The organism is Sorangium sp. So ce1335 (assembly GCF_051521615.1).
GTDB lineage: Bacteria > Myxococcota_A > Polyangia > Polyangiales > Polyangiaceae > Sorangium.
In genome coordinates this window covers 2895444-2916574 of record NZ_CP150363.1, presented here as the reverse complement: position 1 = coordinate 2916574, position 21131 = coordinate 2895444, and the positions used below count along the sequence as shown (strand labels likewise).

The window sequence follows — 21131 nt, the reverse complement described above, 5'->3', positions numbered from 1 at the left end:
CTCGGTCGTGGAGGGCGCTCGAACCGCCCCCGGAGCGTTGATCTCGGTCGTCGAGGGCGCTCGAACCGCCCCGGGGAGCCGAGCTCGGTCGTGGAGGGCGCTCAAACCGCCCCGGGGCGCCGAGCTCGGGATGGCCCAGGCGGCGACGCTCCGTCTTCACGCCCTGTCCTCACGCGCCGTCGGCGGCGAGGTGGACCTTGAGGACGCTCTCCTCCGCGGGCACGCCGAGCCGGAGCGGAAAGCCGTAGTGGCCCGTCCCGCGGTGCACGTAGAGCCGGTCCGGGCCGCGCGCCCACAGGCCGTGATCGGGCATCGTCACGAAGAGCCGCATCGCGGTCCAGGTGCCGCCGAGGCTGACGATGCCGACCTGCCCGCCGTGGGTGTGGCCCGACAGCACGAGATCGCCCTCCCCCTCGGGGAGGTGGCGGAACGCGCCCGGATCGTGGAGCAGCACGAGCCGGAGCGCCCCCGCCACGCGCGGGTGCCGGGCGCAGACCTCGGCCATGATCCGCGCGCGGTCGCGGTAGTGGAAGTCCATCCCGAGGATCTGCACCGGCCCCGCGGCGGTCTCGACGAGCGCCGCGTCGTCCACGAGCAGGCGCGCGCCCGCCCGGGCGAGCGCCGTCGCGACGTGGCGGGGCGACTCGTGATCATGGTTGCCGTGGCACGCGAAGACGCGGCCCTCGAGGGCGCGCAGCGGGGAGAGCGCCTCGGCGAGGTGCTCCGCGGTGTCCTGCGACTCCATGGTCAGGTAATCGCCGGTGAGCACCACGAGATCGGGGTCGCGCGCGACAGCGCGCTCGCAGATGCCGCGGAGCCGCGCGACCGACATGAACGGGCCGAGGTGAGGGTCGGTGATCTGGACGATGCGGAGCGGGCGGCGCGCGCCGGGCGCCTCCTCGCGCGGGAGGGGGTGGCGGCGCAGCCCCTCGACGCGGGCGCGGTCGACGACGAGCTCGACCTCCTCGCGGCGCGCGGTGAGCGACTGGAGGATGCCGATCGCCGCGAGGGCGAAGGGCACCCAGAGGCCGTACGGCGTCGCCCCGAGCCCGGCCGCGATCGCCCACGGGAACGACAGGAAGGTCGCCGCGACGAAGTAGGAAGCGGGGATGCTCACCAGGGCGCGGTAGGCGACCGGGCGCATGCGCGGGCGCGAGAGCAGGAGGAAGTGCAGGTACACCGCGCCGTGGAGGTACGCGAACGCCGGCGCGAGCGGGCCGACGTGGCGGAAGAGCGCGCACGCGATCAGCGTGTGGATGCCGAGCAGCACGCCGACGAACCGCGCGTAGAACCGGCCGCGGCGGCGCCTCGCCGCCGCCACGACGACGAGCCAGGCGAGGATCGAGGCCACCCAGAAGAGGACGATGGGGGATGGGAGACGCAAGCGACAGCTCCAGGCGACGCAGGCGTACAGAGCCACCGCGGTCCGCGCCGCCTGGTCGGACGCCGAGTCTCCCGCGTCCCGCGCGTCCGCGCCAGGCGGCCGGGGGTGCCGGGCGGCTGCTCGCGGGCAGGCCGATCGATCGATGAGCCGGAGATGAGCCGGCTCGGGCGGGCCGGCCGCGCCGCCCGGCGCGCGTTGCGGCACACGCACCTCGCTGGTACCGAGGTCTTCGCGGCGGTCGCCGCGATCGCCGCGCGCGGACGGGTACCTCCCACGAGGTGCTGAGGCCTCTCTCCACCATGGCTCCCGCAACGAGGGTCGCGCCCGATGATCCCCTACCCGAGAAGCGATTGGCTTCACCTGCTGGTCTCCCCGCGCGGCTCCTTCTCGCCGGGCGTGATGCGGCGCGTGCTGGGCTTCGGGGCCATCGCCGCGGCGCTGTGGCTCGCGAACAGGTACATCCCGCGCGTGGGCCTCTCGATCGGCCTGTACGAGGTCGCCGGCGCGGTGATCGCGCTCATCCTCGCGTTCCGAACGAACACGGCCTACAACCGCTTCTGGGAAGGCCGGACGCTCTGGGGCTCGATCGTGAACGCGAGCCGCAACATCACGCGCATCGTGAACGCGCACGCGGCGGTGGCCCCGGCGGCGGCGCGCGAGCTCGCCGTGTGGGTGGTGGTCTTCGTCCACGCCTCACGGCGCTCGCTCCGCGGGCAGGCCGAGCGCCCGGAGATCGAGCGGCTCCTGTCCGCGGAGCAGGCCGCGGCGATGGCGGCGCACGCCCACCCGCCGCTCCACGCAGCGCAGCAGGTCTCCGAGCGGCTCGCGGCCTTCGTGCGGGCCGGGAGCCTCGAGCGCAACATGGCCGTGTGCGCCGAGGAGGAGCTGAACACCCTCGTCAACTGCCTCGGCGGCTGCGAGCGCATCCTCAAGACGCCGACGCCGCTCGGCTACGTGCTGCTCTTGCAGCGCGGCGTGGTGCTTTATCTCGCCACGCTGCCCCTCGCCCTCATCGACGCGATCGGCGCCATGACGCCCCTCGTGACGATGATGGTCGCCTACCCCGTCCTCATGATCGAGGCGCTCGGCGGGGAGCTCGACGACCCGTTCGGCCACGAGCCGAACGATCTGCCGCTCACGCGCATCTGCGACACCATCGAGCGCAACCTCCTCGGCTCGTCGTCGCTCGCCCTCGTGATGGCCTCGAAGGCCGAGAGCTACGTGGACTGAGCGCCGCACGCTGCAAAATTCGCCGCTGGTTGCGCTGCCGGCTCGTTGTCGGCACGGGCATGCAGGCGAATACGATGAAGCGAGTCGGACGTTCGCGCGCGTCTGGAAACTTCTGACCGACGCGGCAAGCCGGCGACCCGCCATTCTTCAAACGGTTCGCCTCGCTTGACCACAATGTGCGGACCCGGGCATGCTCCATCCATGAACGTCCTCGCTTCGTCCCATTGGTCGCTGGGGCCCCTCGTCGCTTGCCTGGCTGCCGCGGCATTCATGGGATGTACCGGCTCCGGGGAGGTGAAGGACGACGAAGGGAGCGGCGGATCGATCGCCGGATCCACCGGTGCGAGCGGGAGCGGTGGTCGACCGGGCGCCGGGGGCGCGAGCGCCACCTCCTCGACCGGAAGCGACACGGGGAGCGGCGGCGCGAGCAGCAGCAGCGGTGGGCTCCCCGGTGCGGGCGGAGCGACGGGTGAAGGTGGCTCCACCGGCGACGGCGGCGGCGGGTCCACGGGCGGCGACCCGATCACCTGCCCGCCGGCGACACCCCTGACCGGGGGCATGAAGTACTGCTCGAACAGCCGAGGCAATGCGGGCAGAGGGTACGGTTATGAGCTCTGGGCGGAAGGGGGCGGAACGGGCTGCATGACCGTGCACGGCGTCGACGCCACGTTCAGCGCCGAATGGAACAACGTCGAGGATTTCCTGGCGCGCGTCGGGCTCGACTTCAACCAGACCCAGAAGCACACCCAGATCGGCGTCATCTCGGCGGAGTTCGCGCACACGAAGACGGAGGAGGACGGCGGCTTGACGTACATCGGCATTTACGGCTGGACCGTCAACCCGCTGCGCGAGTTCTACATCCTCGACGACTGGGGGAGCGAGAAGCCGGGTGGCTTCTCTTCCGACGGGACGCCGCGTGACGAGGTGGGCACGCTGACCGCCGATGGCGAGACCTATGACGTGTGGAAGAAGACCCGCGTGAACAAGCCGGCCATCACGGGCCCGAGCGAGACGTTCGATCAGTATTTCAGCATCCGGCGGACGCCGCGCACGTGCGGCACCATCTCCGTCTCCGAGCACTTCACCGCGTGGGAAGGGTTCGGCCTTCGCCTGGGGAACCTGCACGAGATCAAGCTCCTGGTCGAGGCCCAGTTCAACAGCGGGACGGTCAAGTTCACGACGGCGAACTTCGTCGTGAGATGAGGCGATGAGCCCGGGGCCGCTGCCCCGGGCCCCCTCCGCTCACCGGATCGCGAGCGGGATCCCGGGCGATCCGGACGCGCCCCGGAGGGGCAGCGGGCTGTAGACGTAGAAGAACTCGTACGGGCTCCTGTGGCCGCGCGGCCGCTCCTCGAGCTCTGCGGCCAGATCCGCGGCGAGCTCCGAGAGCACCATCGCCTCCTGCATGAAGATCCCGCTCTTCACAAGGAGGTGATGGTGCACCGGGAAGACCACCCCCGGCGCGACAGGGGGCTTCGGCGGGGTGACCTCGATGCCGAAGTTGTCCGACCCGACGCAGGCGATGCCCTTCGACGAGAGCCACTGTGCGACCTCGAGCCCGATCCCCGGCTGCGCCATCCCCACGCCCGGCTGCGTGTAAAACCCCTCGGTGCCGAGCTCCCAGTTCTCCTCCCAGCCCGTGAAGATCAGCACGACGTCGCCGGCGCCGATGTCGCGCGCGTCCATCTTCTGCGCGCGCAGCGTCTTCATCACCATGGACAGCGTGATCTCCTGGCCCCACGCGAGCGTCTCCCCGCCGTTCGCGTGGCGCTTGACGTCGAGGAGCACGCCGCGCGTGACGAGGGGCTTCACGTGCTCGACGCCGAGGTGCGCGAGCCCGTCTTCGGTGATGACCTCGGCGCCCGTGAACTGGTTGTAGAACAGCGCGTCGGCGGGGTCCGAGCTCCCTGGCGGGATGTAGCCGAAATGCCCCAGCGCGTCGAACTGCGTCCCCATCTGGCCGAACTCCCCGTGCATCACCTCGGAGTTCGTGACCTGCTGCGCTATCAGCGAGACCGGCCCGGCCTCCACGGAGAGCCCCTGATTGCCGGGGAACGTCGCCATACCCGGCTCGTAGACGTGGCCGAGGCGATAGACCTTTCCCTCCTTGATCAGGCGCTTGCCGTCGAGGACCTTGTCGGGCGTCTGCGTGTTGGAGGCGCCCGCCTCGTCGTCAGGGCCCCACGGCGAGGGACCAGGCACCGGATCGTACGCCTCCAGCATCGGCACGCCGCGGGCCAGCGCCGCGCCAGCAATCAGGCTGACGGCCATTGTCACGATCGCGCCACGTAACGGCATCACTCCAGGTTTCATCGACAACCTCCTGGGCTACATCGCACGTTGTACCGACAGCGCCCCGCGCGCCCGTCACGGGCGCGGACGCATGTCATCACCATTGTACACCGAAACGGGCGCCAGAGCACCGCTATCCAGCGGCGCGCGCGTCTCCGCCGATCCCGTGGAGCCCTTGTGCACACGCGCGTACATCCGCGTCGCGCGGTGGGGGCGCGCGCGGTTCGCAGCGGCTATCGGGGGCTATCGGGGGCTATCGGGGGCTACCAGCGGCGCCGGTCTCCGAGCGCATAGGCAATGCCGCTCTGCAGGGTCCCTTTGGTCACGATGCCGCTCAGATCGGCGCCCACCGTCGTGAGCGTCTGCGCGATCTGCGGCTTGATCCCGGTGAGCACGACCCGGGTGCCGAGCAGCCCCGCGGCCCGGGCGGCGTCGACGAGCGACCGCGCCACCCGCGCGTCCACGTCCTTCACCCCGGTGATGTCGAGGATCGCGATCCTGGCTTTCTGGGAGGCGATCCCTTCGAGGAGCGTCGTCAGGATCTGCTCGGCGCGCGCGGGGTCGACGCTCCCGACGATCGGCATCGCGACGACGCCGCGCGCCAGGGGCAAGAGCGGCGTGATGAGCTCCTGGATCGTCGCCTGCTGCATCTCGATGAGCTGCCGCTGCATCTCCGCGCGCTCGGCCTCGGCCTGCTTGGTCCGGCTGATGTCCACCGAGACCGTCCCGACCGCGTAGAGCTTCCCCTCGGCGTCGCGGATGGGGAACTTCGTCGACAGGTACGTCCGCGGACCGTCGGGATAGACGAGCACGTGCTCGGAAGCGCCTGGCCGCCCGGCGGCCGCGACCTCCTCGTTGGCCTTCTTTATCGAGGCGGACGCCGGCGGCGGGAGGAGCTCGTAGACGACCTTCCCGAGCAACTCCTCGCGGCTCATCCCGTAATAGGACTCGATCTCGCGGTTCACGAGCAGGAGCCGGCCCTCGGCGTCCACAGCGACCATCATGGCCGGCGTGTATTCGAGGAATGCGTGCAGCAGGCTCTCGCTCCTCTCGAGCATCTGCTCCGTATGCTTTCGCGCCGTGATGTCGTGCGCCGATCCCAGCATCCGGCGCCCCGGTCCCTCCGGTCCGCGACCGAGCGCGACGCCTCGCTCGAGGAGCCAGCGCCAGCCGCCGTCGCGGCCGCGCGCGCGGTACTCCACCGTCGCCTGCTCCCCGCGCTCCCCGGCGGCCACGCGAGCCCGGTACGCCTCGATGCGGTCGATATCGTCCGGATGGACCATCGAGGGTGCGCCGTCGCCGCGGAGCGGGCCCGCCGCCCCGCCGCCGCCCCCTGCGGCGAGCTCGCCGAACTCCCGGTTCCAGTAGATGTACCGCCGCTCGTCGAGATCGAGGACGTAAACGAGGCTGGGCAGCGCGTCGAGCAAGCGCTCCGGGAGGCTGCGGTCGGCCTCCAGCTCGGCGTTGCGGGAGCGCAGGCGCTGCACTTCCTTGCGCAACGCATGCACCTCCGCCTCGAGCGCCACGGTCTTCTGCTGCTCGTCCATCGCTTGCTGGGGGATTTTTATCCCAGATTCGGGGCAGGGGGATCACAATTCTCCCTGTGCTACAGGCTTTCGCGGACGGCCCTGGCCCGCTTGGCGCACAGTCTGGGGAAATTCATTCGCTTTGGAGACGTCGGTCCCCAGCTGCGTGACCGTGCCCCGGGTCGGAAGAGCCTTGTTTCGGATCGAGGGAGTCGCGCGCGGTGAGATTGCGCCCGTGGGTCCAGCGCGAATAGCCCCGGATCGTGCCGCCGCGCTTGCCGTCGCTGGCCAGATCAGCGCGCCCATCATAAAGATGCAGCGCGATGCGAACAGCGGGACGCCGCTTGTTCCACGCCTCGAACGCGGCCGTTCCAGATCGCCGCCTGGCGCCGCTCCGGGTAACGCGACACACTCCGGACGTGATTCTTGAGCGGTCGCGGGCGGGCTTCGTACGCCCGCCTCCGGGCATCCCGCTCCGGCGGTCCATGCACCGCAGTCGGCCCGGTGGGCCCATGGGTCTGCTCGAAGGCGCGGTGGCCTGGCCGGACATGCCGAGATCACGGGCCCCGTCGATCGGCTCGCTGACGAGCGCCGGCGCGACCTCGACGGCGCCGGCAGCCGCCTGGCGGGGGCCGACCCGCTCGGCGCGGACGATCGTTTGAACAGAAGGATATGTGGAGGAATGATGAAGAAGAGAGAGCTTGGCCATCAGCTTCGTCTCGTCGTGTGCGCGGGCGCCGCGCTCGGCCTGTCCGCGGGCTGCTCGATCGAAGGCGCGTCGGACGAGCCGCTCGAGGCGCTCGGGTCGCACGCGTCCGAGATCGTCGGCGGCGAGATCGCCGAGGCGAGCCCCTGGGCCGTGCAGGTCTTCGACGTGCGCGGGAGCTCGGGCGACTTCTACCAGTGCACGGGCACCCTCGTCGCGCCGCGCTGGGTGCTCACCGCGCAGCACTGCATCGCGGACGAGGGCGAGACGTCGGCCGTGCGCGTCGGCAGCAACACGTACCTCCAAGGCCAGCGCATCGCGGTCGACGCCGTCGAGGTGCCCTCGGCCGTGGCCGACATCGCGCTGCTCCACCTGGCCGAGGACGCCGATGGACCGTTCGTCCAGCTCGCCGAGGCGACGTCGACCTGGATCGGCAGGGACGCGACGGCCTACGGCTGGGGGAGCGAGGGCACGCCGCTGGTCATGGCGCCGTCGCTGAAGAAGGCGACCATCCACATCAATGGCTGGCACTCCGACGAGGAGCTCAAGGCGAACGGCGTGACGGGCGCGGGCTGGAGCGGCGACTCCGGCGGCCCGTGGTTCGTCGACGGGCGTCAGGTCGCCGTGTTCTCGGCCTCGAACGGACAGAACGGTACGAACCTGCACGCGACGGTCACCGGCGTCGACGTGGCGCGCCACCGCGCCTGGATCGACGCCACGATCGCCGGCGGCCCCACCGTCCACCCCAGCAACAAGGTCGTTCTCCACGATCTGTCGAACTTCTCCGGCATCTCGCAGGGCTTCGGGCTCGGCCACCACAACCTCTCGAACTTGACGATCATCGGCGACAACCGCGCGAGCGCCATCAGGGTCCCCGCCGGGCTCCGGGTCACGGCCTTCATCCACCACAACTTCGGGGGCGAGGTGCGCATCTTCACCTCGGACACGGATCTCGTGGCCGCGGGCTTCAACGACGCGCTCTCGAGCATCGTCGTCTCGAACGCCTCGGACCCGCAGCTGGACGTCGTCACCTTCTACAAGCACGCCAACTTCTCGGGTGAATCGTTGATGTACGGCGTCGGCTCCAGCTACTTTTTCAGCAGCCCATGGGACCAGACGGTCAGCTCCGTCCGCGTCCCCCCCGGCTTCAAGGTGACGCTCTACGACGGGCTCTGGCAATACTCGGCCCAGTCGCGCGTCATCACGAGCGACGCGAACCTCACCGCCCACAGCTTCGACGAAAAGGCCCGAAGCTTCCTCATCGAGCGCTTGTAGGAGCGCAGGCCGCACAGGGCCGCTCGATCTGCCGTCGCCGCCCGTCCCCGGGGGGTGCCCGAGCAGGCGTGAGGCCCGCAAGCGTGGGCCTCACGGCGAGAGCTTCGCCACGAAGCCGTCGCTCTTGCCCGCCGGCGACAGGGCGCCGCCGCCGAGATCGAGCGCCCCGGAGAAGCTGCCGGCGCAGATCGCGTTCCCCGAGCCGTCGACCGCGAGCGCGTGCACCGCCTGATCCTCGGTGTCGCCGAACCGCTTGCTCCAGAGGTGAGCGCCGCCTGGATCGACCTTCACCACGAAGATGTCGTAGTCCGTCGAGGGAGCAGGGCGCGGGCCGACCAGGGGACCGCCGCCGAAGTCGACCGTACCGTCGACATCGCCCGCGAACAGGATGTTGCCCGCGGCGTCGAGCACAGGCCCGGCCCGCAACGCCGCGCCGCGCGAGCCGTCGAACCGCTTGCTCCAGAGGTGATTCCCCTCCCCGTCGAGCTTCGCCGTGAAGACGCCTCCTCCAGGGATCACACCGCCACCGAGATCGATGGCGCCGCCCGCGTTGCCCACGAGGACCAGATCGTCGGCGCCGTCGATCGCCAGGGCGATCGACACGCCGCCGAATCGCTTGCGCCAGAGGTGATCGCCGGCGGGGCTGAACTTCGCGAGGAAAGCATTGCTGTCGCCCGCGGCGACGAGAGGGACGCCGCCGAGGTCGAGGGTCGCGGTGAATGTGCCGGTCACGACGATGTTGCCGGCTCCATCGATCGCGACCTGGCGGGGGGTCTCGCTGCCGATCTTCGTCGTGGCCTCGCTGAGGCGCCGGCTGAAGAGGTGATTGCCGGCTCCGTCGAGCCGGACGAGGTACCCGTTGTGGCTCTCGCCCGACGGGTCTCCGGGCGTCTCGGCCAGCCAACCCCCTCCGAAATCGATCGTCCGATTGTACGTACCGACGAGGATCACGTCGCCCGGGGGGGTGAAGACGGCGTCCTCCACCGAGTTCACCACATAGTCCGCGTCGTTTCCGCCGAGCAGCTTGCTCCACAGGTAGTTCCCGGCGGCGTCGAGCTTCAGGAGGAAGATGTGACCGCCGTTGGCTACCGTGATGGGCCCGCCGCCGAGGTCGATGGTGCCGTAGAACGTGCCGGCGACAAGGACATCGCCCGACGCGCTCACAGCGACCTTGCGGATCCTCTGGCCCAGGTGGGGGCTGAGCGTCGGGGTCGCGAGGCGATGCTGCCAGAGGGGATCGCCGGACGGGTCGAGCTTGACGACGAGCGAGGGGCCGTCGACCGGGCCGAGCCCGAACTCTGCCGAGGTCGCGTCGAGACCGACGACGACGTTGCCCGACGCGTCGACCGCGACGGAGCGCGCCGCTGCGGACACGAAATCATCGCCGAAGCGCTTGCCCCACACCGGGGCGGACGAGGCGTCGAGCTTCAGCGCGAACGCGTCGACACCGGCGCTGGCGAGCACGTCCCCCCCGACGAGCATGTCGCCTTCGAGCTCGCCGACCACGAGCACGGCGCCGGCGGGGTCCCGCGCCAGGGACGCCGCGCGCTCGGCGCCCCCTCCCCCGACGCTCCGGCTCCAGGCAGGGTTGCCCAGCGGGTCGAGCCGCGCGGCAAACACGTCGGTCGAGCCCGCGCTCGCGAGGACCTCGTCCCCGAACATCACGGTGTCAGCGAAGGATCCGGTGATGATCGACGTGCCGCCGCCGTCGACGGTGATCGCCTCCACCTGCTGATCGTGCGCGCTGTCCCTCGCGTCGCCGAACCGCCTGCTCCAGACGTGGCCTCCCGAGGCGTCGAGCTGCGCCACGAAGATGTCCTTCCCGCCCGCGCTCGAGAGCGGCCCGCCGCCGAGGTCGATCGCCTCGTCGAAATCGCCGGTCACGACGACGGATCCCGCGGCGCCGAAGGCGCCGATCGCCTTGCCCCGCTCTTCTCCCGTGCCGCCGAAGCGCTGGCTCCACAGGTGGTCTCCTCCCGCGCTCAGCCTGGCGATGAAGACGTCTGTCCCGCCCGCGCTCGTGCGCAGGCCGCCGCCGAAATCGGCGCTCCCCTTCAGATCGCCGGTCAACACGACGTTGCCCGCGGCGTCCACGGCCACGCCTCCGGCGCGCTGATCCTCCGCGTCGCCGAAGCGCCGGGTCCAGAGGACGTTCCCGGCAGCGTCGAGCTTCGCCACGAAGACGTCGGCGCCGCCCGCGCTCGCCAGCGGGGCGGCCTCCACGTCGAGGGTGCCGTCGAAGTCGCCGGCGACGATGACGCTTAGGTCGGCGTCCACGGCGACGCTCGCGGCGCGCTGATCGCCGGCGCCGCCGAGGCGCCTGCTCCACACGGGCGACCCCGACGCGTCGAGCTTGACGACGAAGACGTCCGTCCCCCCCGCGCTCGTCAGCGGGGCGAGGAAGGGGAGCTCCAGCGTGCCCTCGAACGTCCCGACGATCAGCACGTCGCCGAGGCTGTCGACCGCCACGGCGGACGCGCGCTGATCGCCGGCGCCGCCGAAGGTCTTGCTCCACCGGCGCGCCCCTGAACGTTCGAACCCCGCCACGAAGAGATCGTCGCCGCCAGCGCTCGTGAACAAGTCGGGTGGGAACGAGGGGTGTTCGATACCGATGCTCCCCGCGTAATGGCCGACGACGACGGCCTGCCCGGCCGCGTCGACGGCGACGCCGGTCGCGCGCTGGGGGACATCGGCGCCGAAGCGCTTGCTCCAGCGGTGCTCCCCGTTCCCGCAGGCGGCGATCACGCCGTTGCAGTCCTCGTCCGCCGCCGTGCGGCAGTCATCCGGGGTCGGGAGCACTTCACCGCTGCAGAGCCCGTAGCCGGTCCCACGGGCGTCGCAGATCTTCGCGCCCGTCCTGCAGACGCCGACGCCCTCCGTCCCGGCGGGCCCCAGGTAGCACGGGGCAGCGTCGCCGGGGACACAGATGCAGCCTGGGCCCTCCTCGTTGGCCTGGCCATCACAGTCTTCGTCCGCCGGATCGAGGCATGTCTCGGGCGCTGGCGTGACCTCACCGACGCAGGCGCCGAGCTCCGAGCCATCGTCGCTGCAGGTCGCGACGCCGCGCCGGCAAAGCCCGCGATCGGCGGTGATCGGCGGCCCCGTGTAACACGGGACGTGAGCCCCGGGCTCGCACACGGGTCCTCCGGCGCTCCCGCCCCCGCCGTCTCCGGCGCCCCCGCCCCCGCCGTCTCCGGCGCCCCCGCCCCCGCCGTCTCCGGCGCCCCCGCCCCCGCCATCTCCAGCGCTCCCGCCTCCGCCGTCTCCGGCGCTGCCGCCTCCGCCGTCTCCGGCGCCCCCGCCCCCGCCGTCTCCGGCGCCCCCGCCCCCACCTCCGCCGGGTCCCGCTGTGGCGCCCCCCTCGCCGGCTCCGCCGGCGGCTCCGGCCGTCCCCGCGCCCCCGCTGGGCTCACCGCCTGCCGCGCCCTGACCGCCGCCGCCCTCGCCGTCGTCGCAGGCGGCAAGCAGGCAGACAACGAGCCAGGGCAACGCGAGCCAGGGCCATCGACGAGACGTCGGCATCATCCGTGTACCTCCCCAAACGAGGCGCGAGATGGCCTCCAGGCGGCCGACGCTCGTTCGATGGCCGCTTGGATGCGGCCAGCAGCGACCGCATTCACCGCGCCACGCAGGGCCCACCGCGACCGGGACCGCCGCCGCCGTCAGCGTCCCCCGCTCACGCCTGCAGCACGCGCAGCGACCCCCTCACGACTCCATAGCTCCCCTCGGCCCGCAGCCCGCGCGCGACCTCCGCCGGCGGCACCTCCCCGGCGAGCAGCCGCCGGTAGGCCTCCACCACCCGCCGCGCCCCCTCGGCGTCCTCGCGCACGAGCTCGATCCGGAACCGCCGCACGCCGCCCTTCGCCAGCCTCGGCACGAGGTGCGCCGCGCTCTGCGGCGCCGCGTGAAACACCGTGTTGCGACACCCGACGTCCGCCTCGAGCGGGTGATCCATCCCCGCCCGGTCCCGCAGCGACAGCGCGTGCTCCTCGCACGGCCGGCCGCAGGTGCGGTGATCCTTGCCCTCCGAGAGCGTCGCCGCGATCACGCAGTGCTCCATGTGGAAGAGCGGCATCGGGTTGTGAACGACCACCTCGGCGAACGGCGCGAACGGCGAGTCGAGGAGCGACACGAGCTGCGCGGCGTCGAGATCGAACGACGGCGTGAAGGCGGCGAGCCCCCGCGAGAGGACCTCGCGCGCGGACAGCTTGTTCGTGACGTTCAGCGAGAAATCGCCGATCCGGGGCACGCCCGACGACGCGTCGAGCAGCGCGCCGAGGCTGCGGACGAGGATCGCCGCCGGCTCGAGCGACAGCAGGTACCTGTCGATCTTCTCCTCGCCCGGCTTGCGGATCCGCGGCGGCGCGACCGCCACCCACGCCCCGGCCGCGATGAGCTCGCGCGCCGCGGCGCCGAGGCCGACCATCTCCAGGAAGTCGAGGTAGACGCCGCTCGCGCCCGCGTCGAGCGCCGCGCGCGCCTGGGCCACGTTGCGGCACAGCACGAAGAGGCCCGGCGGCGGCGGCTCAAGCGCCGGGGCGACGGCCGCGGCGACGAGGTCCTCCGCCGACACGGGAGCGCACGCGTGCGCCCCGTGCGACGCCTCGAGCAGCGCCGCCACGAGCGCCCGGCGGGCGCGGTTCAGCGCCGACGGCGGCACGACGGCCGGCCCGTCGAGCGAGAGCGCCACGCCGCGCAGCGCGAACGGCGTGTCTCCGAGCCGGTCGAGCTGCCGCCGCAGCGTGGCCTCGTCGAGCGGCGACCTGTCGGCGCGGCCGAGCGGGGCGTCGACCTCGACAGCGGCCGCCGCGCCGCCCTCGGCCACCGCCGAGAGCCGCGGGCGCTCGCCGAGGCGGCCCTCGAGGCGGACGTCGATCGCCACGCGGCGCGGGGCGCGCTCGAGCGCGTCGCGGACCTCGCGCGCCGCCGCGGGGTCGCTCGTGCGGAAGACGCGGCGCCCGCGCAGCGACCGCGCCCCGCGCAGCACGTCGTCCGGCAGGCGCCGGTCGGGGCCGAGCCAGACCTCGACGTCGCCGCCCGCCGGCGCGCGCTCGACCTCGCGGCCGTCCACCCACAGGCCCCAGATGCGGCCGCCGATCTCGCCCTCGCCGGCGAAGCCGCCCTCGACGAGGATGCCCTCGCCGCGCGCGAGCGGCCGGGCGGCGCGCACGACGACGACCTCGTGGCCGCGCCGGCGCCCGGCGCCGCGCGCCTCGCCCACCTCGAGGCCGCGGTGGTCGCAGGTGCGGCCGTCGACGAGGCGCTGGTGGTCGACGCCGCGCAGGAAGCCGGGGCCCGAGCCGCGCGAGAACGCCTGGAGCGCCGCCTCGCGATCCGCGGGCCCCGGGCCGGCCCCCTCGCCGAGCGCCGCGTCGATCGCGGCCCGGTAGAGCCGCGCCGTCGCGCCGACGTACTCGGGGCCCTTCAGGCGACCCTCGATCTTCACCGAGGCGACGCCGAGGGCGATGAGGTCGGGGATGACGTCCGTCGCGTCGAGGTCCTCCGGCGACAGCAGGTAGGCGGCGTCGCCGAGGTCGCGGAGCGCGCCGTCCACGACGAGGCGGTACGGCAGGCGGCAGGCCTGGGCGCACGCGCCGCGGTTGGCGCTGCGGCCGCCGATGGCCTCGCTCGTCAGGCACTGCCCCGAGTAGGCGATGCAGAGCGCGCCGTGCACGAAGACCTCGAGCTCGACGTCGGTCGCCCGGCGGATGGCCGCGATGTCGTCGAGCGAGAGCTCCCGGGCGAGGATGACGCGCGCGGCGCCGAGCGACCGGGCGAGCTCGACGCTGGCCGCGTCGGTGCACGTCATCTGCGTCGAGGCGTGGATCGGGAGCCCGGGCGCGATCGCCCGCGCGAGGCGCATCACCCCGAGGTCCTGGACGATGATCGCGTCGGCGCCGGCCGCGGCGCACGCCTCGACCGCGGCGCGGACGGACGGGAGCTCGTCGTCGAACACGAGCGTGTTCAGCGTGACGTAGCCCTTCACGCCGTGGGCGTGGAGGAAGCGCATCGTCTCCGCGAGCTCTGCCGCGTCGAAGTTCGCGGCCCGGGCGCGGGCGTTGAAGGGCGAGGGCGCCGGGCCGCCGCCCCGGAGCCCGAAGTAGACGGCGTCGGCGCCGCCGCGCACGGCCGCTTCGAGGGCGGCGCGGTCGCCGGCCGGGGCGAGGACTTCAGGGCGCGCAGGGCGCAGCATGCGCGCGGTTCTAGCAAGCCGCGGCGCGGTTGTCCGCGCGCGGCGAGCAAGAAAGCGCCTCGCCCGGCCGCGCTCCGCCGCGCCGGTGCGCCTTGACCTCGCTTCCCGAGGTGGGGCACGATCCCGCAATAGCCCACCCGACCGAAGCGCCGTCCGGCGCTCCGCGGCCGGCGCGGCGAGGCCTCGATGGCCGGGTCGGGTGCGCGGCCGTGACGACCTTCCCCACCAACAACCAGCGCGGAGCCCGGGAGCTGAACGTCGGAGAGGCGCTCGCAGGTCCCGCCCGCCCATGCGCCTCGACGGCGCATGCCGCAGAGGGATGCCGATGATGAGAGACGGATTTCGCTTCAGGTACGCGCTCTCACCGTCCCTGCCCTGGCTGCCCGCCGCGCTCCTGGCGGCGACGTCCGCGTGCTCCAGCGAGGTGTCGTCCCAGGAGCCGCTGTGCAACGCCCCCTACTCGGACTGCGGCGGCGTCTGCGTGGCGCTGCGCGCCGATCGCGACAACTGCGGCGCCTGCGGCAACGCGTGCGCGTCCGACGAGGAGTGCACCGCCGGCAGCTGCGAGGCGCGCGAGCCGGACGGCGGCGAGGGCGGCGGGGACGGCGAGGGCGGCGAGGGCGGCGGCGATCCGATGAGCTGCGGCCAGGACCGCTACATGCAGCGGTGCGACGGCGTCTGCGTCGACACGCGCGTCGACCCGAACCATTGCGGCAAGTGCGGCCAGCAGTGCGAGCCGGGCCGCGCGTGCGCCGGCGCGCTGTGCCTGCGGGCCTGCGTGGAGGGCCTCACCGAGTGCGGCGACGCCTGCGTCGACCTCGACGCGGATCCGCAGCACTGCGGTCGCTGCGGGAACGCCTGCGATCCCGGGCAGCCCTGCGAGGCCGGATCCTGCGCGTGCAGCACGGAGCCCTCCGAGGCCCTCGAGTCCGCGGTCCCCCTGCGCGTGAACGGCACGACGCGCGGCGCCGAGGACAGCCGCTTGCCGAGCTGCTCGTGGTCGGGCGCGCCCGACCAGACGTTCCTGTTCACCGCCCCCGGCACGGGGACGTACTTCTTCGACACCTTCGAGTCCGACTACGACACGACGCTCGCCGCGCTGTCCGCGGACACCTGCGCCGAGCTGGCCTGCAACGACGACGACACGGGCATCCAGTCGCTGATCACCCTCGATCTCAACGAGGGCGAGTCGATCCTCCTCGTGGTGAGCGGCGCGAGCGGCGCCGAGGGCGACTTCATCCTCCGCGTGACCCAGCCCGCGCCGCCGCTGTGCGCGCCGACCGTCCTCGAGCCCGTCCTCTCGCAGACGCTGACGGGCACGACCGAGGGGCGCGTGGACGCGGTGGGCTCCGACTGCGACGGTGGATCGAGCCCGAGCCCCGACGACCTTTACTCGTTCACAGCGCCCGAGGCAGGCGCCTACATCTTCAGCGCGAGCGCCTCGGACGATGTCATCGTCGCCGTCATCGAGGGCGGCGCCTGCCACGGCGACGTGCTCGGCTGCGAGGACGGCGAGAAACAGGCGACCCTGACGAAGGCTCTCGAGGCCGGGCAAACGGTGCTCGTCGCCGTGTCGAGCCCGGGCACCACGCTGCCCAGCTTCACGCTGGACGTCTTCCGCACCCCTCCGTGCCCGGCCGAGGATCTCGGCTCGACGGTCCCGCAGACGGTGACCGGGAGCAACGAGGGGCTCCGCAACGTGCTGACGGCCTGCTACTCCACCGCGATCGGCGGCGAGGCGACCTACAGCTTCACCGCGCCGCACGACGGCGTGTACATGTTCGACACCGAGGGCTCGGGCGTCCCCGTCGTGATGGCGGTGCGCCGCGGCACCTGCTCCGGCGAGCTCGTCGCGTGCGAGGACAGCGCGGACTCCCCTGCCCAGCTCACGGCCCCCCTGAGGGCCGGCGAGACCGCTGTCATCGTGCTGGACACGTACGGCGCGACGGGCGATTACCAGCTCGAGATCAGCGAGCTGCCGTGCCCGCTCCTCGATCTCGGCTCGACGGCCCCCCAGACGGTCACGGGCACCACCGCAGACCTCATCGACGCGCTCGAGCCGCACTGCGGCTCGTTCGGGGGGCCCGAGGTGACCTACCGCTTCACCGCGCCGGCGGACGGCCTCTACACCTTCGACACCGTGGGGTCGACGTTCGACACGATCGTGGACGTGCGGGACGGCTCGTGCGCGGGCGCCTCGCTCCGGTGCAACGACGACGCGGACCCCGCGGGAGACAGCGACCACTCGCGGGTGAGCGTGGTCCTCTCCGCCGATCAGACCGTGGTCGTCTCCGTGGACAGCGAGAGCGGCAGTGAGAGCGGCGAGTTCACGCTCAACGTCACCCAGCAGGAGGCGCCGCCGTGCCCGCTCGGCGACCTCGGCAGCACGGTCCCGCAGTCGGTGACGGGCAACAACGAGGGCTATCCCGATCTGACGACCCCCACCTGCGGCCGGGGCGTCGGCGGCGAGGCGACGTATGGATTCGTCGCCCCGGCGGAGGGATACTACCTCTTCGACACCGAGGGCTCCGACATCGAGACGGTGGTGTCCGTGCGCAACGCCACCTGCGGAGGCACCGAGCTGGCCTGCTCGAACGAGGGTGAGGACTCTCGGGCGCTCGTGCGGCTCGAGGCCGACCAGGCCGTCGTCGTCAACGTCGACACCAACGGCGCGCAGGGCGAGTACGTGCTCAACGTGAGCGAATTCGACAGCTCGGGGACGTGCGTCGCGCCGATCGATCTCGGGTCCGCCGTCCCGGTGAACGTGACGGGGACGACCCGCGGGCGCCTGGCCGAGCGGGAGACGGAGTGCGACGGTGAGGGGCCCGAGGTCCTCTATCTGTTCACCGCGCCGGAGGACGGGTTCTACACGATCGACACGCTCGGCTCCGACTACGACACGGTCCTCGGCGTCTTCGCCGGGGATTGCGAGGGCGAGGAGCTCGCTTGCAACGACGACAATCCCTGGGAAGACGAGTCGTACCCGGTCGCGTCGGGCGTCACGGTGTCGCTCGACGCGGGGCAGACCATCCTCATCCAGGTCGACGGCTACGGGGGCGCCGGCGACTACGAGCTCAACATCTCGCGTTGACGGTCGCTCGACCGTCGAGTGACCGTCGAGCAGCGCCGCGCCCCTCCCCGGACGGGACCGGAGCGGACCGCGCGGCGCTCGGGTACACTCCCGGGCTCGGCATGGATCAGCCCGTCCTCCTGGACAGCCGGGCGCGGCAGGCGGACGTCGCGGGCGCGCTCGCGGAGCAAGCCTTCGACGCGCTCGGCGCGCTGCTGCGCGGCTTCGAGGACGCGGCCCGGCGCGGCGGGGCGGGCGCGCTCGAGGACGCCCTCGCCCGCGGCCCGGAGCACCTGCACGGCGGCCTGCTCACCGCGCTGCTCCGGATCGTGTTCCTGCTCCACGCCGAGGATCGCGGGCTCCTGCCCGCCGCCGGCGTGGTCCCGCTCTTCCGGGAGCTCGCGGCGGAGCGCGCCGCGCGCCCGGCCGCGCTGCCGCGGCGCTCCGGGGCGTGGGCGCGGCTCCTCGCGCTGTTCCGCGCCGTGTACGGCGGGGAGCGCGGCCCCGAGCTCCCCCTGCCGGCGCGCGGGGGGGAGCTCTTCGACCCGGAGCGCTACCCGTTCCTGGAGCGCGCGCCGCCCGTGGACGACGCCACGATCCACGCGGTGCTCGAGAAGCTGCTCGTCGTCGACGGGCGGCCGCTGTCGTACCGGGCGCTCGAGGTCGAGCAGCTCGGCGGGCTCTACGAGGCGCTCATGGGCTACCGGGTCGAGCGCGCCGCCGGGACGGCGGTGTGCCTCCGGCCGGCGATGGTCTGGGTGAGCGCGGCCGAGGCGCTCGCGCAGCCGAGGGCGCGGCGCGCGCCGTGGCTCGCCGAGCGGGCGGGGCTCTCGCGGCGGGAGGCGCGGAGCCTCGGCGAGGCGCTCGCCGCCGCGACGACCGAGGGCGATGTCCTCGAGGCGCTCGAGCCGCTGCGCGCGAGGGACGCCGGGGTGCTCGAGGCGGGGCGGCTGTTCCTGCAGCCGGGCGCCGAGCGGCGGCGGACGAGCTCCCATTATACCCCGAGGAGCCTGTCGGCGCCGATCGTCGCGCGCGCGATCGAGCCCCTCGTGCGGCAGATGGGGGACGAGCCGCCGTCGGAGCGGCTCCTCGGGCTCGCGATCTGCGATCCCGCGATGGGGTCCGGCGCCTTTCTCCTGGAGGCGTGCCGGCACCTGGCCGACCGGGTGGTGGCCGCGTGGGCCCGCGAGGCCGCGCGCGGGGACGCGGCGGCCGCGGCGCAACGTCTCGCGGACGCCGGCGCCGGCGCCGGCGCGGGGGGCGACGCCGTGAGCCTGGCGCGGCGGCTCGTGGCGCAGCGCTGCCTGTACGGCGCCGACAAGAACCCGTTCGCGGTGAGCCTGGCGCGGCTGTCGCTCTGGCTCGTGGCGGGCGCCGCGGAGGCGCCGTTCACGTTCGTCGATCACGCCCTCCGCCACGGCGACTCGCTGGTGGGGCTCGACCTCGTCCAGCTCCGCGCCTTCCACTGGGCGCCCGCCGCGCCGGCGTCGCCGTTCCGCGAGGCGGTCGACGCGGCGGTCGGCGCGGCGCTGCGGCTCCGGGAGCAGCTCGCGGCGGGCATGGGCGGCGCGGGCGGCGGCGCGGGCGGCGCGGGCGACGGCGCGGCGATGCGGCGGGCGCGGCTCGTGCGCGAGGCGGACGAGGCGCTCGACCGGGCGCGGCTCCTCGGCGACCTCGTGGTGGGGGCGTTCTTCGCGCACGCGAAGGACCGCGACCGCCAGCGGGAGCGCGACCGCCGGGCGCGGCTCGCGGCCGCGTGGCTCGACAGCGGGGGGCCGCCGCCGGAGGAGCTCCTGGCGATGCAGCGGGCGCTGCGCGAGGGGACGCCCGGCGGGTCGCCGCCGGTGCCGGCATTCCACTGGGCGCTGGAGTTCCCCGAGGTGTTCCTGGAGGAGCGCGCGGGCGACGACGGGCGGCCGGGCGGCGCGCGGGCGCCGACCACGGGCGACCGGCGGCCGGGCGGCGCGCGGGCGCCGACCACGGGCGACCGGCGGCCGGGCGGCGCGCGGGCGCCGCGCTCGGGGCGGCTCGACGCGTTCGTGGGGAATCCGCCGTTCCTCGGGGGCAAGCGGATCTCGACGGATCACGGCGACGTCTACGCCGCGTGGCTCGAGGCGCTGCACGGCGCCACGCGGAACACCGACCTTGCCGCCCACTTCTTCCGCCGCGCGGCCTCGCTGCTCGGGCGCCGCGGGACGGTGGGGCTCATCGCCACGAACACGATCGCGCAGGGCGACACCCGGCGATCGGGGCTCCAGCCGCTCGTCGAGGGCGGGCGGGCGGTCATCTACCACGCGACCCGCAGCGCCCCCTGGCCCGGGGACGCCGCGGTCCACGTCGCCGTCGTCCACCTCGCCCTGGGCATGTCGCCGCGCGACGGGGTGCCGCCGCCCCGCCTCGACGGCCGCCCCGTTCGCCACATCAACTCCCACCTGCGCGCCATGCCCGAGCGGCCCGACCCGCGCCCGCTGCGGGCCAGCCGGGATCTGTGCTTCATCGGCTGCTTCCTGCGCGGCGGGGGCTTCGTCCTCGCCGAGGGCGAGGGGCGGGCGCTCCGCGCGGCCGATCCGGCGGCGGGCGAGGTGCTCCGGCCGTTCCTCGGCGGCGAGGAGGTCAACTCCTCCCCTTCGCACAGCCCGCACCGCTACGTGATCGACTTCGGCGAGCGCGGGCTCGAGGAGGCCGGCCGGTGGCCCGCGCTGCTCTCGATCGTCCGGAGCCGGGTGAAGCCCGAGCGCGATCGCCTGAGGAGCACCGGGGTCGACGCGGGCCACAAGGCGCGGTGGTGGCAGTTCGCGAACCCGCGCCCGGAGCTCCGGCGCAGGATCGCGCCGCTCCGGCGGTGCCTCGTCGCGGCGCGGGTGACGAAGCACCTCTGCTTCGCGTTCCAGCCCGTGGACCGGACGTTCTCGGACCAGCTCTGCGTCTTCGCCATCGAGGACCACGCGCGCTTCGCGGTGCTCCAGTCGCGCGCGCACGAGGCGTGGGCGCGCCTGCTCTCCTCGACGATGGGCGAGGGCCTCCGGTACGCGCCGTCGGACTGCGTCGAGACGTTCCCCTTCCCTCGCCCGGAGCACCTCGGCCCGGGCGGCCCCCTCGAGGCCGCGGGCGAGCGCCTCTACGCGGCGCGCGCCCGGCTGATGGCCGAGCTCGGAGAGGGCCTGACCGCGATGTACAACCTCCTCAAGGATGATGCCTGCGCGCGCCCTGGGGTCGTCGAGCTCCGCCGCCTCCACGAGGAGATGGACCGCGCCGTCCTCGCCGCGTACGGGTTCGACGACGTCGAGGTCCCGCCCTACGCCGCGCCGGCCACGCCCGGCGGGCGGCAGGCGGCGGGCGCGTTCGAGGACCAGGTGATCGACCGGCTCTTCGCGCTGAACGAGGCGCGCGCCGCGGAGGAAGAGCGGCAGAGCGGAGAGGGGTAGTCCCCCGTCGCGGCTCCTGCCCCGGGTCCG

11 protein-coding genes are annotated in these 21131 nt (G+C 73.4%); 5 read left to right on the top strand and 6 right to left on the bottom strand.

The window, feature by feature from the left end; all coding sequences use genetic code 11:
• Positions 1-169: 169 nt before the first annotated feature.
• Positions 170-1384, bottom strand: coding sequence for a metallophosphoesterase (locus WMF24_RS10890; protein ID WP_437736319.1), 1215 nt, complete (start codon positions 1382-1384; stop codon positions 170-172).
• Positions 1385-1711: 327 nt separating this feature from the next.
• On the opposite strand from WMF24_RS10890, the gene WMF24_RS10885 reads away from it, so the two are divergent.
• Entirely contained in the window at positions 1712-2614 is a 903-nt protein-coding gene (locus WMF24_RS10885; protein WP_437736318.1) for a bestrophin family protein, read from the top strand.
• A 201-nt stretch (positions 2615-2815) separates the two neighbouring features.
• Entirely contained in the window at positions 2816-3817 is a 1002-nt protein-coding gene (locus WMF24_RS10880) for a glycoside hydrolase family 11 protein (protein WP_437736317.1), read from the top strand.
• Between the two features lie 39 nt (positions 3818-3856).
• Here the strand turns inward: WMF24_RS10880 and WMF24_RS10875 are convergent, their stop codons facing one another.
• The 3 genes from WMF24_RS10875 to WMF24_RS10865 form a co-directional block, all read right to left on the bottom strand.
• Positions 3857-4885 (bottom strand): cyclase family protein, encoded by a 1029-nt coding sequence (locus WMF24_RS10875; protein ID WP_437738790.1) that lies wholly within the window; start codon positions 4883-4885, stop codon positions 3857-3859.
• Between the two features lie 284 nt (positions 4886-5169).
• Entirely contained in the window at positions 5170-6453 is a 1284-nt protein-coding gene (locus tag WMF24_RS10870; protein WP_437736316.1) for a PAS domain-containing protein, read from the bottom strand.
• A gap of 112 nt (positions 6454-6565) precedes the next feature.
• A complete protein-coding gene (locus WMF24_RS10865) occupies positions 6566-7141 on the bottom strand; it encodes a hypothetical protein (protein WP_437736315.1) in 576 nt (191 codons plus the stop codon).
• Between WMF24_RS10865 and WMF24_RS10860 the strand changes: the two genes are divergently transcribed.
• Entirely contained in the window at positions 7115-8413 is a 1299-nt protein-coding gene (locus WMF24_RS10860) for a trypsin-like serine protease (RefSeq protein ID WP_437736314.1), read from the top strand. The genes WMF24_RS10865 and WMF24_RS10860 overlap by 27 nt on opposite strands.
• Before the next feature lie 90 nt (positions 8414-8503).
• On the opposite strand, the gene WMF24_RS10855 is transcribed toward WMF24_RS10860, so the two are convergent.
• Both WMF24_RS10855 and WMF24_RS10850 read right to left on the bottom strand, forming a co-directional pair.
• Positions 8504-11938, bottom strand: a complete 3435-nt coding sequence (locus tag WMF24_RS10855) for a hypothetical protein (RefSeq protein WP_437736313.1) — start codon at positions 11936-11938, stop codon at positions 8504-8506.
• A gap of 151 nt (positions 11939-12089) precedes the next feature.
• Positions 12090-14606 carry a DUF3656 domain-containing U32 family peptidase gene (locus WMF24_RS10850; protein WP_437736312.1) on the bottom strand — a complete coding sequence of 839 codons (2517 nt, stop codon included), beginning with the start codon at positions 14604-14606 and terminating at the stop codon, positions 12090-12092.
• Positions 14607-14931: 325 nt separating this feature from the next.
• On the opposite strand from WMF24_RS10850, the gene WMF24_RS10845 reads away from it, so the two are divergent.
• Both WMF24_RS10845 and WMF24_RS10840 read left to right on the top strand, forming a co-directional pair.
• On the top strand, positions 14932-17697 hold the full coding sequence (locus tag WMF24_RS10845) for an MXAN_6577-like cysteine-rich protein (protein WP_437736311.1): 2766 nt from the start codon (positions 14932-14934) through the stop codon (positions 17695-17697).
• A gap of 101 nt (positions 17698-17798) precedes the next feature.
• Positions 17799-21101, top strand: a complete 3303-nt coding sequence (locus WMF24_RS10840) for a DNA methyltransferase (RefSeq protein WP_437736310.1) — start codon at positions 17799-17801, stop codon at positions 21099-21101.
• The last annotated feature ends 30 nt before the right edge of the window (positions 21102-21131 follow it).

Bases quoted from the DNA above. Each gene is read 5' to 3' on its own strand.
- WMF24_RS10885 (WP_437736318.1), top strand. From the start codon at position 1,712: ATGATCCCCTACCCGAGAAGCGATTGGCTTCACCTGCTGGTCTCCCCG.
- WMF24_RS10880 (WP_437736317.1), top strand. From the start codon at position 2,816: ATGAACGTCCTCGCTTCGTCCCATTGGTCGCTGGGGCCCCTCGTCGCT.
- WMF24_RS10875 (WP_437738790.1), bottom strand. From the start codon at position 4,885: ATGGCCGTCAGCCTGATTGCTGGCGCGGCGCTGGCCCGCGGCGTGCCG.
- WMF24_RS10870 (WP_437736316.1), bottom strand. From the start codon at position 6,453: ATGGACGAGCAGCAGAAGACCGTGGCGCTCGAGGCGGAGGTGCATGCG.
- WMF24_RS10860 (WP_437736314.1), top strand. From the start codon at position 7,115: ATGATGAAGAAGAGAGAGCTTGGCCATCAGCTTCGTCTCGTCGTGTGC.
- WMF24_RS10865 (WP_437736315.1), bottom strand. From the start codon at position 7,141: ATGGCCAAGCTCTCTCTTCTTCATCATTCCTCCACATATCCTTCTGTT.
- WMF24_RS10855 (WP_437736313.1), bottom strand. From the start codon at position 11,938: ATGATGCCGACGTCTCGTCGATGGCCCTGGCTCGCGTTGCCCTGGCTC.
- WMF24_RS10850 (WP_437736312.1), bottom strand. From the start codon at position 14,606: ATGCTGCGCCCTGCGCGCCCTGAAGTCCTCGCCCCGGCCGGCGACCGC.
- WMF24_RS10845 (WP_437736311.1), top strand. From the start codon at position 14,932: ATGATGAGAGACGGATTTCGCTTCAGGTACGCGCTCTCACCGTCCCTG.
- WMF24_RS10840 (WP_437736310.1), top strand. From the start codon at position 17,799: ATGGATCAGCCCGTCCTCCTGGACAGCCGGGCGCGGCAGGCGGACGTC.